Source organism: Listeria immobilis (genome assembly GCF_014322765.1).
Taxonomy (GTDB): Bacteria; Bacillota; Bacilli; order Lactobacillales; family Listeriaceae; genus Listeria; species Listeria immobilis.
In genome coordinates, this window is record NZ_JAASTZ010000016.1 from 22,913 (window position 1) to 39,872 (window position 16,960).

The 16,960-nt window shown below is 35.7% G+C and carries 15 protein-coding genes; 10 read left to right on the top strand and 5 right to left on the bottom strand.

Annotation, left to right across the window (positions count from 1 at the left end; genetic code table 11):
* Nucleotides 1–2: 2 nt before the first annotated feature.
* From HCJ50_RS12115 to HCJ50_RS12125, 3 genes are all read left to right on the top strand, one after another.
* Nucleotides 3–662, top strand: a complete 660-nt coding sequence (locus HCJ50_RS12115) for a potassium channel family protein (protein WP_003719245.1) — start codon at nucleotides 3–5, stop codon at nucleotides 660–662.
* A gap of 156 nt (nucleotides 663–818) precedes the next feature.
* The gene (locus HCJ50_RS12120) at nucleotides 819–1,739 is read left to right on the top strand and encodes a hypothetical protein (protein WP_185346280.1); all 921 of its coding nucleotides are present in this window, start codon (nucleotides 819–821) and stop codon (nucleotides 1,737–1,739) included.
* Nucleotides 1,736–2,587, top strand: coding sequence for an FUSC family protein (locus tag HCJ50_RS12125; protein WP_185346278.1), 852 nt, complete (start codon nucleotides 1,736–1,738; stop codon nucleotides 2,585–2,587). The genes HCJ50_RS12120 and HCJ50_RS12125 overlap by 4 nt, the downstream gene beginning before the upstream one ends.
* A 42-nt stretch (nucleotides 2,588–2,629) precedes the next feature.
* Here the strand turns inward: HCJ50_RS12125 and HCJ50_RS12130 are convergent, their stop codons facing one another.
* The 3 genes from HCJ50_RS12130 to HCJ50_RS12140 form a co-directional block, all read right to left on the bottom strand.
* The gene (locus HCJ50_RS12130) at nucleotides 2,630–3,595 is read right to left on the bottom strand and encodes an LCP family glycopolymer transferase (RefSeq protein WP_185395735.1); all 966 of its coding nucleotides are present in this window, start codon (nucleotides 3,593–3,595) and stop codon (nucleotides 2,630–2,632) included.
* A gap of 108 nt (nucleotides 3,596–3,703) precedes the next feature.
* Nucleotides 3,704–5,371, bottom strand: coding sequence for a ribonuclease J1 (gene rnjA / locus HCJ50_RS12135; protein ID WP_185348916.1), 1,668 nt, complete (start codon nucleotides 5,369–5,371; stop codon nucleotides 3,704–3,706).
* Nucleotides 5,372–5,377: 6 nt separating this feature from the next.
* Nucleotides 5,378–5,587: a DNA-dependent RNA polymerase subunit epsilon gene (locus tag HCJ50_RS12140; protein ID WP_003719250.1), complete on the bottom strand. Its 210-nt coding sequence runs from the start codon at nucleotides 5,585–5,587 to the stop codon at nucleotides 5,378–5,380.
* A 500-nt stretch (nucleotides 5,588–6,087) separates the two neighbouring features.
* Between HCJ50_RS12140 and HCJ50_RS12145 the strand changes: the two genes are divergently transcribed.
* Nucleotides 6,088–6,858 (top strand): Cof-type HAD-IIB family hydrolase, encoded by a 771-nt coding sequence (locus tag HCJ50_RS12145; protein WP_185348918.1) that lies wholly within the window; start codon nucleotides 6,088–6,090, stop codon nucleotides 6,856–6,858.
* A 52-nt stretch (nucleotides 6,859–6,910) separates the two neighbouring features.
* On the opposite strand, the gene HCJ50_RS12150 is transcribed toward HCJ50_RS12145, so the two are convergent.
* Nucleotides 6,911–7,939, bottom strand: coding sequence for a LacI family DNA-binding transcriptional regulator (locus tag HCJ50_RS12150; protein ID WP_185348920.1), 1,029 nt, complete (start codon nucleotides 7,937–7,939; stop codon nucleotides 6,911–6,913).
* A 264-nt stretch (nucleotides 7,940–8,203) separates the two neighbouring features.
* Here HCJ50_RS12150 and HCJ50_RS12155 point away from each other — a divergent pair, with 264 nt between their 5' ends.
* Genes HCJ50_RS12155 through HCJ50_RS12180 form a run of 6 tightly spaced genes read left to right on the top strand, consistent with a single transcriptional unit; the run spans nucleotide 8,204 to nucleotide 15,992 of the window.
* Complete coding sequence (locus HCJ50_RS12155) at nucleotides 8,204–9,607, top strand: L-fucose/L-arabinose isomerase family protein (RefSeq protein ID WP_185348922.1); 1,404 nt, start codon at nucleotides 8,204–8,206, stop codon at nucleotides 9,605–9,607.
* Between the two features lie 15 nt (nucleotides 9,608–9,622).
* Nucleotides 9,623–10,447 carry a transketolase gene (locus tag HCJ50_RS12160; RefSeq protein ID WP_185348924.1) on the top strand — a complete coding sequence of 275 codons (825 nt, stop codon included), beginning with the start codon at nucleotides 9,623–9,625 and terminating at the stop codon, nucleotides 10,445–10,447.
* Entirely contained in the window at nucleotides 10,440–11,393 is a 954-nt protein-coding gene (locus tag HCJ50_RS12165) for a transketolase family protein (RefSeq protein ID WP_185348926.1), read from the top strand. Before HCJ50_RS12160 ends, HCJ50_RS12165 begins: the two co-directional genes overlap by 8 nt.
* Nucleotides 11,390–12,853, top strand: coding sequence for an FGGY-family carbohydrate kinase (locus tag HCJ50_RS12170; protein WP_185395736.1), 1,464 nt, complete (start codon nucleotides 11,390–11,392; stop codon nucleotides 12,851–12,853). The genes HCJ50_RS12165 and HCJ50_RS12170 overlap by 4 nt, the downstream gene beginning before the upstream one ends.
* On the top strand, nucleotides 12,850–14,706 hold the full coding sequence (locus tag HCJ50_RS12175) for a PTS beta-glucoside transporter subunit IIBCA (protein WP_185348930.1): 1,857 nt from the start codon (nucleotides 12,850–12,852) through the stop codon (nucleotides 14,704–14,706). The genes HCJ50_RS12170 and HCJ50_RS12175 overlap by 4 nt, the downstream gene beginning before the upstream one ends.
* A gap of 20 nt (nucleotides 14,707–14,726) precedes the next feature.
* Entirely contained in the window at nucleotides 14,727–15,992 is a 1,266-nt protein-coding gene (locus HCJ50_RS12180) for an apiosidase-like domain-containing protein (RefSeq protein WP_185348932.1), read from the top strand.
* A gap of 104 nt (nucleotides 15,993–16,096) precedes the next feature.
* Here HCJ50_RS12180 and HCJ50_RS12185 read toward each other — a convergent pair whose 3' ends face one another.
* On the bottom strand, nucleotides 16,097–16,912 hold the full coding sequence (locus HCJ50_RS12185) for a DUF817 domain-containing protein (RefSeq protein WP_185348934.1): 816 nt from the start codon (nucleotides 16,910–16,912) through the stop codon (nucleotides 16,097–16,099).
* Nucleotides 16,913–16,960 lie beyond the last annotated feature (48 nt).

The following is a 16,960-nucleotide window of genomic DNA, read 5'->3' on the forward strand; positions in this document are numbered from 1 at the left end:
ACATGAAAGAAGGGTTTGCAGTCATCGGTCTTGGGCGGTTTGGTGGAAGCATTTGTCGCTCTTTAGTGGAGCAAGGAATGGAAGTACTTGCAATTGATTCTGATGAAGAAAGAGTCAATGAATATATGTCGATTGCAACACATGCGGTCATCGCTAATTCTACGGATGAAAATGCGCTACGTCAATTAGGAATTCGTAATTTTGAACATGTGATTGTCGCAATTGGAGAAGATATTCAGTCAAGTATTTTAACCACACTGATTTTAAAAGAAATGGGTGTTAAATATGTTACTGCAAAAGCAACAAATGATAAACATGCCAAACTATTAGATAAAATTGGTGCAGATAGAGTAGTACATCCTGAGCGAGATATGGGACGAAGAATTGCTCATTATATCGTATCTAAAAATATGCTTGATTATCTAGAATTATCTGATGAGTATAGTCTAGTCGAAATTTCTGTTTCCGATCCGCGCTTTCTCGGGAAAAGTTTGGTCGACCTAGATTTCCGTAATTCATTTGGTGTTAATATTGTCGGAATTAAAAAAGATAAACAAATGATCATTACACCAGAAGCGAATGATGTGCTTCACGAAGGCGATATTTTAATTGTTATTGGTTCGGATGATGATATCGAACGACTACAAGAAAAAATCCAATAAAAAAAGAGACCTTAGCAATATATAGTGATGTTTGTATAAATCCTTTATATTTCTAGGCTTTTTTTATTTGGAACATTACTCAAATTTGCTATCTAGCCATTTCTTTTCTATTATAGTTACAGAGCTTAAATTGAATAATGGAAAGAGGGGGGAAAGATGAAAAAGTTTTTACTTGATAAAATTGGGGCACGCGGGTTGATTCAAATGTTACAAGTTTTTATTTTTGCTAGTATTTGTGTAGTGTTCCATACAGTTATTTTTCCAGATTTATCTGGTGTACTACCTATTGTAGTTTTGATAGGAATTCTTTCCATGCAGCCAACTTATGCGATTACACGAAAAGCCATACCGAAAATTGCTTTAGCTTTTACATTAGCATGTGTTTTTGTTATAGCTAGCACTATTTTACTCCCTATAAATGTGTATATTTACTATCTTGTTATGGTGATTTTAATATTAGCAGTGAATTTTACTATGCCGCAAAAATACATGGTTATGACACTTGCTATTGGGACGGCGCTTTATTTTTTAGGAACAGAAGATTTACCAATGCCACTTTATACAATGGTTATTGTCGCTCTTATAGATGTACTTATTTTTTTCATTTTAGTTCGGTTGGTTGTTAAATACATACATTTGCCGCTAGAAAAAACGATTCAAACAATTATGAAACAATTAATAGGTTTATTCGAAAAAGAAATCGAAAGCGTATTTAAAAATAATGGAACTTTTGTGAAAAAACCGCTGTACAATATATTTGTTCAATCACAAATGTTTATTAAAGAATATAGTGCTAGTAAAAAAGCAGATCCACACCATGTGAAGATATATCAAGATTTATTGCCCAGCTATTTAGCGCTCTTTTTCCATGTTCAAACAGTACAAGATATTGGTAGAGCGGGTTTGTCGGCTGAAGCTAAACAAGCGCTTCAACAAATGAATATCGCAGTTTCAAATGAGATTAATTCAAGTGAGGCTGACCCGGTTGTATCATATCACGTGAAAAAAATTGTGGAGAACTTTCAAATTATCCAAAATGGCATGTCGGAACTCTTGCAAGGAGGGCCTAAGAAATGAAAAAGATTTCTTTAAAAGAAAGATTAGCTCTTGATCCTCGTGTTGCCAAAAGCCTTATAAGTATAACAATTGTCATTCTATTATTTCCGATTATGGGAGATTGGATTGTTTATCCGACATATGTGTTTAATGCTATTTATATTACTTCTCAAATGACAAAAGGAGCAACTTATAAATCAAGCATCGAACGGATTGTTGGAACGATTATTGGTGGGTTACTTGCGGCATTTCTTTACTTATTAGTTCCAAACCATCATTTTATTATGATTCCGGTTGGTGCAGCGCTGGCAGTAATGTTGAGCTATCTTTTTACAAAAAAATTTACGATGGTTATTGTTGTTATTACTGTGATGGTACTTGTTGGAAAAGGAAACGGCGAGCCAATTGTCTTTTTAAGGGACCGATTATTAGATACAATGATTGGTTTAGTCATAGGTTTTCTTGTATACGCACTATATCCACGAAATAAAACTAAAAAAATGAATCAAGTTTTTACAACACATGAAACAACTATTTTAGCGCAAATAAAAACGATGAATATTACTTCTGAAAATGTGAAACAGTTAGCACCAAACATAAAATCATTATGGAAACAGCTAATAGATTTAAGAAACTTGAGAGAACAAATTATTACGGATAGTAGTTTTGTACCGAGCACAACTTTTGATGACCCAATGTTCCAGTTTACAAGTTTATTTGAAAAAGCTATTAATCATATTGAAATTCTTTATCACGTAACTTTAGAGAAGGATAAAGAAGCGGATTATGAAGTCGTTTTTGAGTATCATCAAAAAGCATGTGCGGAAGTAATAAATGAAATGGAAACATTAGTGGAAGAGCATAAATAAAAAGGATAGTGAAAGCATTGATTTGCTTTCACTATCCTTTTATTAATCAGTAATATCTAAGCTTTTTTTGAACATGGCGATGACTTTTTCTAATGCTTCTTCATCCGGTACAAAATAATATAAATCAAACCCATATGACTCGCTATATATCATTTCTCCTTCACCTTCTAGTTCTTCGGAGTCTACATTTTTAAGAACGGAAGCGTAATTTGTTGCGATTGCAGTAATATCCGTTAAGGTCATATTGGTTTGAAAGTTATCACCAACCGCCTTCATAATACTTTCAAAATTAGAAACACCAGAAGTACTTACCACTTTATTGGCGATTCCGATTATAACATCACGCTGTCTATCTTGTCGGCCAAAGTCGCCTCGAGGATCTTCATGACGAATTCGAACATATTGTAAAGCTTCCGTACCATCTAAAGTGATATTTCCTTTAACGAATTTACTATTTACAGAGGTTAAGTCAATATCGTTATAAACAGTAATTCCTCCAACAGCATCCACTAAATCTTTAAACCCTTCCATGTTAATAGAAATAAAGTAATCTACTGGAACACCGGGCATTAATTTTTCTACTGCTTCAACGGTTCCTGATGGGCCAGCTTTTGAATAAGAGGCATTGATTTTCCCAATATCCCCATTACCATAATCAATTTTAGTATCACGTGGAATACTTACCATTTTTACATTGTTTTGTTGTTTATTAGCTGTGGCAAGGATAATTGTATCAGCACGACCATTTTTTTCACCGGAACGAGCATCGGATCCCATTAATAAGACCGAAAAAGGTTTTTTCTTCTCTAAATCAGAACTGGTTTTATTGCTCGTATCTAGAGGGACATTGATTTTTGACATAGTATTTTGAACCGCAATATAATACTTAGTTGCTAATCCTGTAATAGAGAAAAAAATAAGTCCTAATAAAGTAATACTAGTTATTTTTATAATTTTAGTAAAAAGGGACGTTTTTTTGTGATGCATTTCTTTGCGAGAGTTTGTCATAAAGTTTCCTCATCTTTCTATTTGGGTTGTTTTAAACATACCATCGTCTTTCTAGGAAATCAATAAAAAACGATAAATGAATCTCTAGACCCATTTATCGCTTTCGAACTATACTTCCATGATAATTGGCAATATCATTGGACGACGTTTTGTTTTTTCATATAAGAAAGGTTGCAAAGTATCGGTAATTTCATTTTTGATTTCAGACCATTGTGTAGTTTTTTGCTGCATTACTTTATTTAAGTGGCGTGTAAGCAAACCTTGTGCTTCTCCAATTAAATTACCAGATTCTCGCATATAGATAAAACCACGAGAAATGATGTCAGGACCGGCCATAACACGGGAGTTTTTCATATCAATAGATACAACTACAATGACAAGACCTTCTTCAGAAAGAACACGACGATCGCGAAGGACAATGTTTCCAATATCTCCAATGCCACTACCATCAATATAGACACTTGCTGCATTGATTTTGCCAGCAATATGAGCGGATTCATTGGTTAAAGCTAGGACATCTCCATTTACCATAATAAAGCTATTTTCTTCAGGGACACCACATTCTTCAGCAGATTGTGCATGAATTTTTTGCATTCTAAATTCACCGTGAATAGGCATAAAGAATTTAGGTTTCATTAGTCGAAGCATTAGTTTTTGTTCTTGTTGACCACCATGACCAGAAGTATGGATATTGTTAACTTTTCCATGAATAACTTCTGCTCCTGCTTGATATAGCAAATTGATAGTGCGGTTGACACTAGTTGTATTACCAGGAATAGGGGAGGAAGAAAATACGACTGTATCGCCTGGTTGAATTTGGATTTGACGGTGAGTTCCGTTAGCAATTCTGGAAAGAGCTGCCATTGGTTCACCTTGGCTTCCGGTACAAAGAATAGTGACATTGCCAGCCGGAGTTTTATTTAGTTGATGTACGTCAATAAACGTATCTTTTGGTGCTTGAATATAGCCCAATTGTTTACCAATTTCGATAGCTGATTCCATACTACGACCGAAAACCGCAATTTTACGCCCAGTTTCGATGGAAGATTCTACTACTTGTTGTAAACGATAGATATTTGATGCGAAAGTTGCGAAAATGATTCGACCTTCTACATCGCGGAAAATGTTTTTAATGCTTTCGCCAACTACACGCTCACTCATCGTGAAATTAGGAACTTCGGCATTTGTACTATCAGATAATAGACAAAGTACGCCTTCTTTACCGATTTCAGCCATTTTTGTTAAGTTAGCTGGTTCGCCAACAGGGGTGAAGTCAAATTTGAAATCTCCTGTATGAACAATGTTGCCTGATGGAGTTTTGATGACGATACCATACGTATCTGGAATACTATGTGTTGTACGGAAGAAAGAAATGCTCGTTTTTCTAAATTTGAAAACGTCATCTTCTTCATATTCATAAATTTTCGTTTGACGAAGCAAACCATGTTCTTCTAATTTATTTCGGATAAGTGCGCTCGCAAGTTTTCCGGCATAAATCGGGATATTAAGCTCGCGAAGTAAGTAAGGGACCCCACCAATATGATCTTCGTGACCATGGGTAATAAAAAGTCCTTTAATCTTATCTTTGTTTTTTACAAGGTAACTATAGTCAGGAATAACATAATCAATCCCAAGAAGTTCGTCTTCTGGGAACTTAATTCCTGCATCAATTAGAATAATTTCGTCTTGAAACTGTACGCCATATGTGTTTTTACCGATTTCGCCTAGTCCACCAAGGGCGAAAACAGCTGTCTCATTATTTTTTACGAATTTCATAGAGGCTTATTTTTCCCAGAGCGCGAAGTCTGGGTTTTCCTTTTCATAAGCTAAATGTGCGTCACTGATTTTTTCGACAAATTCAATATGGAAAGGCTCGTCTTTTAAAAGTTGGCGTACTTTTACTTCGCTTTCCGCTTCTACATATAGAGAATGTGTTTTTTCGCGTACAGGTGTTTCTGTAAGTGTTTCTTGATAAAATACTTTAAAAATCATTTTTTTCTCTCCTTAAAATTAAAGTTTAGTGTTTAAAAATAGATTCTCATACAAGCTGAAAATCTAATATTTATTTAATAGTTGTTAGCGCTGCTTGTTAGTTGTGGACGAATTAGCAGGCGGATATGGGTGCACAAGATACGAACAATTTGGCATAAAAAAGACAAAGAAAAATTACCACAGACTACTTGTATAAAAATAGCTGTGCATTTAAGTCAGTTTTCTTATCTGTTATAATTGCATACCTTTATTTTGGGGATTTGAAACAAATTTCCGAGTAAAAGATACAATTATAATCTTTTTTTAACGTTCTATTGTCATTCTAAAAATGTTCATCCGATCTATATCCTTCATTCTAATATACCATAAATCCTAATAATTGCTACTAGAAAGTATAATTAATTTTGTTTATTTTAGGGAATTGTGATTTTCTGGTGTTTTTCTGCTATACTTTAGTTAATTATGTTTTTAAAATGGATAGAGGATAGAGGCGTTTATCAATGAGTAAAATTGTATTTTTTGATGTAGATGGAACACTTGTAGGCGAAACAAAAGAAATTCCAGCATCTGCCAAACAAGCTATCACTAAATTAAAAGAAAATGGTGTTTATACAGCAATTGCAACCGGGCGTGGGCCATTTATGTTAGATGAAATCAGAAAAGAGTTAGGAATAGACTCTTATATTTGCTATAACGGTCAATATGTTATTTTTGAAGGGAAGGAAATATATGCGAAACCACTTCCAACAGAATCGCTTGAACGACTTATTAGTGTAGCATCAGAGCATGAACATCCGATTGTTTTCTCAGGAAAAGAATCAATGCGTGCCAACTTGCCAGACCATGATCGTGTAACTAGAGGGATGGATTCAATTAAACGAGGCTATCCGAAAGTGGATGCTAATTATTATAAAGGACGAGATATTTTCCAATGCTTACTTTTCTGCGAGGAATCTTTTGATGCCTATTACCGGAAAGAATTTAAACAATATAGTTTTCTTCGTTGGCATGAGGTCTCTGTGGATGTTTGTCCTGCAGATGGTTCAAAAGCAGAGGGAATCAAACAAATGATAAATCAACTGGGCTTTTCGATGGAAGATACGTATGCTTTTGGTGATGGGTTAAATGATATTAAGATGTTAGAGGCTGTTGGTACTGGAGTGGCAATGGGAAATGGTCGTGATGAAGTAAAAGCAGTGGCGGATTATGTCACCAGTCATGTGGATGACGACGGTGTATATAACGCATTAAAACATTTAAAACTAATTTGATCAAAGTGAAAAAAGGCCTGTGCTCGAAAATAGAGCGCAGGCTTTTTAATGTTTAATTTTGAAATGGAACACAACTAGTTCGTTCAATTAAGCTAGTGTTTACTTGGATTTGTCTTGTTTCAAACTTTGTATCAGCTTTAATTTGTTTAGATAAAAGTGCAAGTGTTTGTTCAGCGATGTCGCGTTTTTTAACATGTACGGTTGTGAGTTCGGGTGTAATTACTTTGCTTTCATTAATATTATCAAAGCCTAAAACAGAAATTTGTTCAGGTACTTTAATGGATTGGCTTTGAAGCATTTTAATTATACTTATAGCCATATAATCGTTTTCACAAAAAATAGCAGAAGGTAATTCAGGCAATTGCGCAATAGCTTCTTTGACTGAAGGGTCTTCTTGAATTTGCATTGCTGGTAAATGAAAAATATGTTGTTCGGAAACAGTAATTTCTGCTTCTTTTAAACGAGCAAAAAATCCATTTTTTCGTTCTTCAAAATTCTTAATTCGTGGTAGTCCCATTACATAGCCGATTTTTTTATGGGATAGTTGTAAAAGATAGTCAGCTGCTGTATAACCGCCAAGAAAATTATTAATAGAGACAAAATTTGCAGGAATATGTGGGTGATGTGTATCAAGGATGACTATTTTAGGATATACCTGCTGCACTCGACTAATTTCTTCTGCGTCTAAGTTGGTACCGAGCAAAATTAAGCCCGCCGATGTTTGTTCTTTTTCGGCTTCGGCAAGTTCATCTAATATGGTTGTTGCATCAAAGGTAGAGATAATTAAATCATAAGGATAGCTAGCGATTTCAGCGGATAAGTAACTAAGTAATTCACTGAAAAACGGTAATGTCTGATATTGATCTGTAATTAAATCAGGGCTTTTGCAAGCAATAAAACGAATGACGGATTTCTTCTGTCTTTTTTTATTTGTGTTGCGTAGAGGGATGTAATTATTTTCCTCTACAATTTTTAGAATATGTAACCGGGTTTCTTCACTTACGCCGGTTTTTCCGTTCAGCGCAAGGGAAACTGCCGATTTCGAAACATTTGCAAGTCGTGCTATATCTTCAAGCTTCATTTTCATTTCCCCTTGTTTACTAAATTTACTTTATTTAGTATATCATGTTTAGTAAATTAAAACAAAAAAACAGCCGAATAAGTGGGTTTAACCGCTTTGTTTAGTTAAATAACATAAAACAAACTAAAACAAAACATAAATTAATCTAAATATTTATTGACTTAGTTTAGGAGTGGGGCTATAATGAAATGGAAGAAAGCGATTACTAATTGCTTTTTCTAAGAACTAAAGTATTTACTAAACTAAAATAAAGGTGGTTAGAAGATGGAGGCGATTAAGATTGGTTTTGCTCCAACGAGACGTAGCATATTTAGTGCACCAGATGCGGTTAAATATGCTAACCTCACACGAGAAAAACTAAACGAACTAAACATTGAATTTGTAGATATTGCAGAATTTAATGAAGACGGATTGCTGTATGATGACGCGGATGTTTCAAAAATTGCTGAAAAATTTAAAACGGCAGGTATTCAAGGCTTATTTTTGCCACATACTAATTTTGGAACGGAATATGTTTGTGCAAGACTTGCAAAAGAGTTAAATGTACCTGTTCTTTTATGGGGACCTCGTGATGAACGTCCAGATGAAAATGGTATTCGATTACGTGATACACAATGCGGGTTATTCGCAACTGGGAAAATTTTGCGTAGATTTCAAGTACCTTTTACATACATGACGAATTGTCGATTATCTGATCCTGAATTTGAACGAGGTATTCGAGATTTTATTGCAGTTTGTAATACTGTAAAAACCTTTCAAAACATGAGAATTTTACAAATTGGTCCTCGCCCGTTTGATTTTTGGACAACGATGTGTAATGAAGGTGAGTTGTTAGAAAAATTCAATATTCAACTTGCGCCAATTCCGTTACCAGAATTAATCAAAGAAATTCGAAATGTATCGAAGGAACAAATTGATGAAGTAGACGGCACTGTGGAATACTGTGAGGGATGCGCCATCGTTAAAATTAAGGATGTTGATTTACGGATGGTTGCGGCACTTAAAGTTGCCATGAAAAATTTAGCTACAAAATACGGTTGCAGTGCGATTGCAATTCAATGTTGGACAGCGCTTCAGGATGAAATTGGTATTATGCCTTGTGCAGCAAATGCCATGTTGATTGATGAAGGAATTCCTGTAGTTTGTGAAACAGATATCCACGGAGCAATTTCTTGTTTATTAATTGAAGCGGCAAATGTAGGCAAAAATAAAAGCTTTTTCGCTGATTGGACTGTTCGTCATCCAGATAACGAAAATGGCGAATTACTCCAACACTGTGGTTTATTTCCGTTTTCCGTCGCGAAAGAAAAACCAGCAATTGGCTATCCACTAGCATTTGACTCACCAGGAGCAGTAGAAGCAGAAGCGAAAGGTGGGGAACTGACTTTATGCCGCTTTGATGGTGATAATGGGGAATATTCATTATTACTAGGAAGAGCAAAAGGTATTGATGGTCCTTACACAAAAGGAACGTATCTTTGGATTGAAGTTGATAATTTAAAACGTTTAGAAGAAAAAATTGTTACAGGACCTTATATTCATCATGTTAGTGGCATTCATGCTGACGTGGTTCCGATCCTCTATGAAGCATGTAAATACATTGGTATAAAACCAGATTTCTATGATCCTATTGAAGAAGAAGTAAAAGCTTATTTGCGAGGAGAATAGTGAAAGGAGTAAATAATGAGTGAATTAAAGGTAAAGTCGTTTGAAATTAGAAAAGCTGTTATAAAAATGATTTATGAGGCAAAAACAGGACACACAGGCTCCGATTTGTCTTGTGCTGATATTCTTGTCGCCCTTTATTATGGTGGAATGAATATTGATCCAAAAAATCCGGAAGATACGAATCGTGATCGTTATGTGCAAAGTAAAGGTCATGCGGTGGAAGTTCTTTGGGCAGTTTTGGCAGACAAAGGATATATTGAAAAAGAAGAATTAGCTAGTTTTTCAGCATTTGGAACACGGCTAATTGGACATCCAAATAATAAAGTAGCTGGAATTGAGATGAATACAGGCTCACTCGGTCATGGATTATCTGTTTCAGTTGGTATGGCACTTGCAGCAAAAATGGATAAGAAAAGTTATCATACGTATACATTATTAGGAGATGGCGAACTTGCAGAAGGGTCCGTTTGGGAAGGCGCAATGGCCGCGGCAAATTATCAATTAGACAATTTAACCGCTATTATTGACCGCAATTCCTTACAAATTTCTGGTCGTACAGAAGATGTGATGCGTGTAGAGCCTTTAGCAGATAAGTGGCGTGCGTTTGGCTGGGATGTAATCGAAGCAGATGGCAATGATCCTGATAAATTATTAGCAATTTTTAAAACAGCAAATAAATCAGGAAAACCGCGCCTAGTAATTGCAAAAACGATAAAAGGTTACGGTGTTAAAATGGCTGAAAATGTTGCTAAATGGCATCATTATGTACCATCTAAAGAAGAATATGAAATGGCTATAAACGATTTAGATGAAAGAATGGAGGCGAGCCGTCATGAATAAAATTGCGAACCGCCAAGTAATGTGTGAAGTCTTAATGAAAGAAGCAGAAAATGAAAGTGATTTAGTTGTATTAACAAGCGATTCAAGAGGTTCTGCATCATTAGGAGCATTTGCTGAAAAATTTCCAGAACGATTAGTTGAAACTGGAATTGCAGAACAAAATATTGTTGGTATTGCTGCTGGACTAGCCCATAGCGGCAAAAGACCATTTGTTGCTTCACCCGCCTGTTTTCTAAGTATGCGTAGTATTGAGCAGGTAAAAGTAGATGTTGCCTATTCAGGTATGAATGTAAAATTAATCGGAATCAGTGGGGGCGTAAGTTACGGAGCGCTTGGCATGAGTCATCATTCTCTTCAAGATATTGCAGTAACGCGAGCTATCCCTAATTTAGAAGTCATTTTACCAGCTGATCGGTTAGAAACAGAAGCGATCTTTGAATATTTACTTACATCTGACAAACCAGCGTATATTCGTCTTGGAAGGAATGCTGTAGAAGATTGCTATACAGAAAAGCCGACTTTTGAAATTGGTAAGGCAGTTACACTTCGAGAAGGTAATGATGTGGCGCTTTTAGCAACGGGTGAAATGGTTCGTGTTGCATTAGATGCCCAAGAAGCACTAAAAGCGAAAGGGATTCAGGCGCGAGTAATAAACTTTCCGACAATCAAACCTTTTGACCAAGCAGTGGTTAAGCAGGCATTACTGGAAACAAAACTATTAATTAGTTTGGAAGAGCATAGCATTTATGGTGGTTTAGGTGCAGCTGTGAGCGAAGTCGCAAGTAATACGTCAACTAGTATTCGTCATTTGATTTTAGGTATTCCAGATGAACCAGCTATTGCGGGAACAAGTCAGGAAATTTTTGCACACTATGGTTTATCAGCAGAGGGAGTCACAGAAACAGTTATACAAAATTTACCAACTGATAAAGAGGATAAGAGATGAAGAAACGTTATCAAATAGCAATTGATCAAAGCACATCAGGGACGAAAATTTTATTATTTCGAGCAGGGGAACTGATAGATCGTTTAGACAAAAAGCATCAACAACTTTATCCCAAAAAAGGGTGGGTAGAACAAAATCCGGAAGAAATTAGTCAAAATGTCCGCACGTTAATTGCGGACATCTTGGCAAAACACGGACTGGTTGCAGCTGAAATTGAGCGACTAGCCTTAACCAATCAACGGGAAACCATTATTGCTTGGGATAAAGAAACCGGAAAACCTCTGTATAATGCGATTGTTTGGCAATGTGATAGAACGAAAGCGATTTGTGCTGCACTAAGAGAAGCTGGACATGAAAAACGAATTAAACAAATTACTGGACTGAAAATAGATTCTTATTTTTCTGCTCCAAAAATGAAGTGGTTACTAGAAAATGTTCCTGCGGTGAAAGAGGCCAATGAAAATAATCGATTAGCATTTGGAACGATGGATGCTTGGTTGTTATTTTCTCTGACTGACGAACGGCACTTCTACACAGATCGAACCAATGCTAGCCGTACTTTGCTTTATGATATTGAAAAGAATGATTGGTCAGAAGAGCTACTCGAACTTTTTGGTATTTCTCGCTTTCATTTACCAGAAGTGAGGCAATCGTTTGCTGCTTTTGGGAATTATCAGGGGATGGCAATTCAAAGTGTTATGGCAGATTCTGAGGCGGCACTTTATGGACAGGGCTGTAAGGACTTTGGAACGGTGAAAGCGACACTTGGAACAGGTTGCTCGGTTTTGATGCAGACGGGAAATAAACGCCTACCTGAAAATGATACTATTTTGACCACACTTGCATGGGATGAAGCTGGCGTGAATAAATATGCGCTAGAAGGGATTATTCGTTCTTGCGGAGATACGTTAGTCTTTTTGTCCGAACAACTTGAACTATTTGATGATTATCGAATTGCTTGTAAACGAGCATTCCAACTGCCGGATAGCGGGGGAGTCGTACTAATTCCTGGGCAATTAGGTCTAGGTGCTCCTTTCTGGAATACAGATATTCAAGCTGAAATTCTCGGTTTGACTCGCGAGCATACCAAGTGGCACATCATTCGCGCAGGTTTCACAAGTATTGCGTTTCAAATTAAGGCGGTTATCACACAAATGGAATTAATTACAGGTCATAAAATTAAGCGCTTACAAGTGGATGGCGGTTTAACGAAACAACTTGAACTTATGCAATATTTAGCAGATGTTATTAATGCAGAAGTATGTATTAGTCCAGCAGAAGAACTCTCAGCAATTGGTGTATTGCAGATTGCAGAGAAAAATCAATTAGAGAAATCCAAAATAGAAAGAATTTATCAACCAGGAATTAATCAGTTACAAGCCACGGATGAATTTAGGGAGTGGGAAACACAAGTAAAAAGCAGTATTTTAAAATTACAGAAGGTGAGGAACATTAAATGAATAATTCGGATCTTGCAAAAGAGATTGTAAAACTTGTTGGTGGAAAAGAAAATATTTTGAGTGTCATTCATTGTGTAACACGGCTACGCTTTAAGTTGCGTGATGAAAAAATTGCTGAGACAGAAAAAATTAAAAAATTAAAAGATGTGATGACAGTTGTAAAAAGTGGCGGGCAATATCAAGTGGTTATTGGCGACCATGTAAGTTATGTGTATGATGAGGTTATTCAAGTATTAGGTATTAAGCCAGATGATGCAGCTCAAGAAGAGGAAGAACCAGAGAATAAAAGTATTTTTAACAAGTTTGTTGCATTAATTTCTGGAATTTTTATGCCAGTTCTTGGTTTAATGGCAGCATCGGGTATTCTTAAAGGATTTTTAACTGCAGCAGTTACAGTAGGTTGGGTTGATACTTCGGCTGGTATTTATGAAGTTCTTTATGCAGCAAGTGATTCTTTATTCTATTTCTTGCCAATTTTTCTCGGTTTCTCAGCTGGGAAAGTATTTAAAACGAATCAATATCTTTCAGCTGCAATTGGGGCGGCGCTTGTCTATCCAACATTAGTTGAAATGTACAATAATGGGACACATTTAACATTTTTACATATCCCTGTTATTTTGATGAATTATACAATGTCAGTTATTCCTGTTATTATAGCTATTTATTTTATGAGCAAAGTAGAGAAATTACTAGTAAGATTTATTCCAAAAAGTTTGCAATTGATTTTTATTCCACTGTTGTTACTTTTAATTGTTGTTCCAGTGTCTTTGATTATTATTGGGCCAGTTTCAACCTATGCAAGCCAACTACTTGCTAAAGGAGCATTAGGTCTTTACTCACTTAGTCCGATGATTGCAGGATTTTTCCTTGCTGGTATTTGGCAAGTGGCTGTTATGTTTGGGCTTCACTGGGCATTTATTCCGATTTTCATTAACAATATTTCTGTATTAGGTTATGATCCAATTAATGCGATGCTTTATTGTACTGTTTTCGCGCAAACGGGTGCTGTTTTAGCGGTAATGCTTAAAACAAAAAACAAAGAATTGCGCTCACTTTCTATTACAGCGACTATATCTGGATTTTTAGGAATTACAGAGCCGGCAATTTATGGTGTAAACTTACCTTATAAAAAACCATTTATTATGGCGTGTGTTGGTTCAGCGTTTGGTGGAGCGATTGCAGGAATGAGTGCTGCAAAGATGTTTGGTGGATTTGCTTCAGGTGGGGTATTCGGGATTCCAATGTTTATTAATCCAGAGGGGTTAGGTTGGGATTTCTGGGGCTTCTTGATTTCCCTAGTTGTAGCATTTAGTATCTCGCTTATCTTAACTTATTTCTTTGGATTTAAAGATAAAATAGAAGAACCAGTCATTCAAACAGAAAAACCAGCTATTTTAGATGAAGCAATTTATAGCCCAATTCAAGGAGAGTTAATTGCATTAAAAGATGTAAACGATGAAGTGTTTTCAGGTGGGATTATGGGAGCGGGTGCGGCAATTATTCCAGAAAACGGAGAAATACGTGCTCCATTTGATGGGACGGTTGTAAGTATTTTCCAAACAAAACATGCTATTGGTCTTATTTCAAAACAAGGTGTAGAGTTGTTAATTCATATCGGACTTGATACAGTAAACTTAAATGGACAATTTTTCGATATTAAAGTAACTGAATCAGATGAAGTGAAAAAAGGAGATTTACTCGGAATGTTTGATTTGGCAGCAATTCAAAAGGCTGGGTATGATGTTACAACGCCAATCATTGTTACAAATAGTGCGGCTTTAGCAGATGTTATCGTGCTAGACTTAGGAAGTAAAGTGGATAATAGTCAAAAGATTTTAGATGCAAAAGCTTAAGAGAGAAGGGAAGAAATAAGATGTTAAAACTAAGTGCGGATAAGCGTCGGATAGAGAAAAATGAAGAACCGTTTTTCTATCTAGCTGATACAGTGTGGAGTGCATTTACGAATATTGATTTAGCGGACTGGGCTTACTATTTAAAAATTCGCAAAGAACAAGGTTTTAATGTTCTGCAAATAAATATTTTGCCGCAGTGGGATCGTAGTGTTTTAGGAGAGGTGGCAGAACCTTTTGAAGTAAAAGATGGTTATTTACATTTGCCAACTAAAAATGAAGCTTATTTCACTCATGCGGAAAAGATGTTAGAAATGGCTGTTTCTTATGGTTTTACGCCAGCACTTGTTTTACTTTGGTGTAATTATATTCCAGAAACTTGGGCTTCCAAATTCGGCTTTTCGCCAACATTTCGTAAGGAAGATATTAAACCCTATACAGAAATGATGTTGACGCATTTTGATCGTTTTAATCCAATTTATATTATTAGTGGGGATACAGACTTTCCAACTGAAAATGTAACTAATTACTATTTAGATGCGCTGGAAACTGTAGCGGAAAAAGCGCCACAAGCCCTGAAAGTATTGCATATTTGCGGACGCTTAAAAGAAATTCCTGAAAAACTTCAATCACATCCAGCACTTGATTTATATTTCTACCAATCTGGTCATAATTCGGAGCATCAAGCAATGGCGTATACACTTGCGGGACATTTTAGCCAGCTTACTCCTGTTAAACCAATAATAAATTCAGAACCCTGCTATGAATTGATGGGATACAGCCGACAAAAATATGGTCGCTTTAGTCGTGAAGATGTAAGGAAAGCAGCTTGGCAGAGCGTTTTATCAGGAGCTGTAGCAGGAATTACTTACGGTGCACATGGGGTTTGGAGTTGGCATGATGTAGGAAGTACGTTTGGCTCTAATCTTGGAGAGGGATTTGTCGCTCCGTATAATTGGCGGCAAGCTGTTCGTTTTAAAGGTGCGGACGATTATGCGTTCTTAAAATCCTTTATATTGGCAAATGATTTAACCAATTTAATGCCAGTAAATAATATTTTAAATAATACGCCAGAAATTCGTGCAGCAGAAACAGATAAATTAGTCCTAATTTATGTACCTTCTAATGTGCCGATTTATGTAAAAGGGCAATTTTTGTCTGAGGCAGATTATGCAATTGATTTAGAGCAAGGCACACAAGTGAAACTTATAAAAAAACAACATACAAATAAAACAGAAATTCAAATGACGCCATTTCTAAAAGACAGTATTTATGTAATACACAAATAATCGGCACTTTTTTAAGCAGAACATCTTTTCATTAAATGATATAGATGTTCTGCTTTTTTGATTACTAATTTGAAGAGAAATTTAAATAACAGCATAGTTACTCACTATTTTGGTGTAGTTTCCCCTTTTTTCGTTTTGACTGCATGGATTTCTTTTTCGGCAATAGTTTCTTTTATAAATTTTAATTGAGCAACGATGATAATGCTTATAATGACAAGTAAATACCAACTCGTTATTTTAGAAACATGCACTGGACGCCAAGCAATCAGTTGATCTGGATAAGCCCAAGCGCCGTAAAAGCTAGCGATGTTTTCGGCAACATATATAAAGAAAGCAATACATAAAAAAGAAAATGATAATGGCATTTTTAGTTGAGTGGAATTAACTTTAAAATAAACATACGTCTTTCGAAAAAGTACTAAAACTAAAACAATTAACAGCCAACGAAAATCTACTATATAGTGATGTGTAAAGAAATTTGCATAAATAGCTACACAAAGGCAAATAATCAGCCAAATATTTGGCCAGTTCGTCATTTTTAAATCAAATCTTTTCCATGCCTGACAAATATAACTAGCTATACTAGCATACATAAAACCACTATATAACGGAACTCCTAGTATTTTTGCGAAACCTGGTTCTGGATAACTCCAAGATCCCATATGCACTTTATAGATTTCAAGCATAAGTCCGATTACATGGAAAACCATAATTACTTTAAGTTCGTCCCAAGTTTCCAGTCTAAATTTAATTAATAGTAACTGGGTGAGAATGCAAATCAATAAAAGTAAATCATATCGGTCTATAAAAGGAATTTCTAGTAGTTTGGTCAGAGCAAGTGAAATAAAAATAATTCCTGGGAAAATACAACACAATGCTTGTTTGTAAGTAAACGTCCATAGTAATCGGAAAAATGCCATAAAAAAGCCTCTTCTCATTTTTTCTCTAGTTTAACAAAAAAAGCTAAA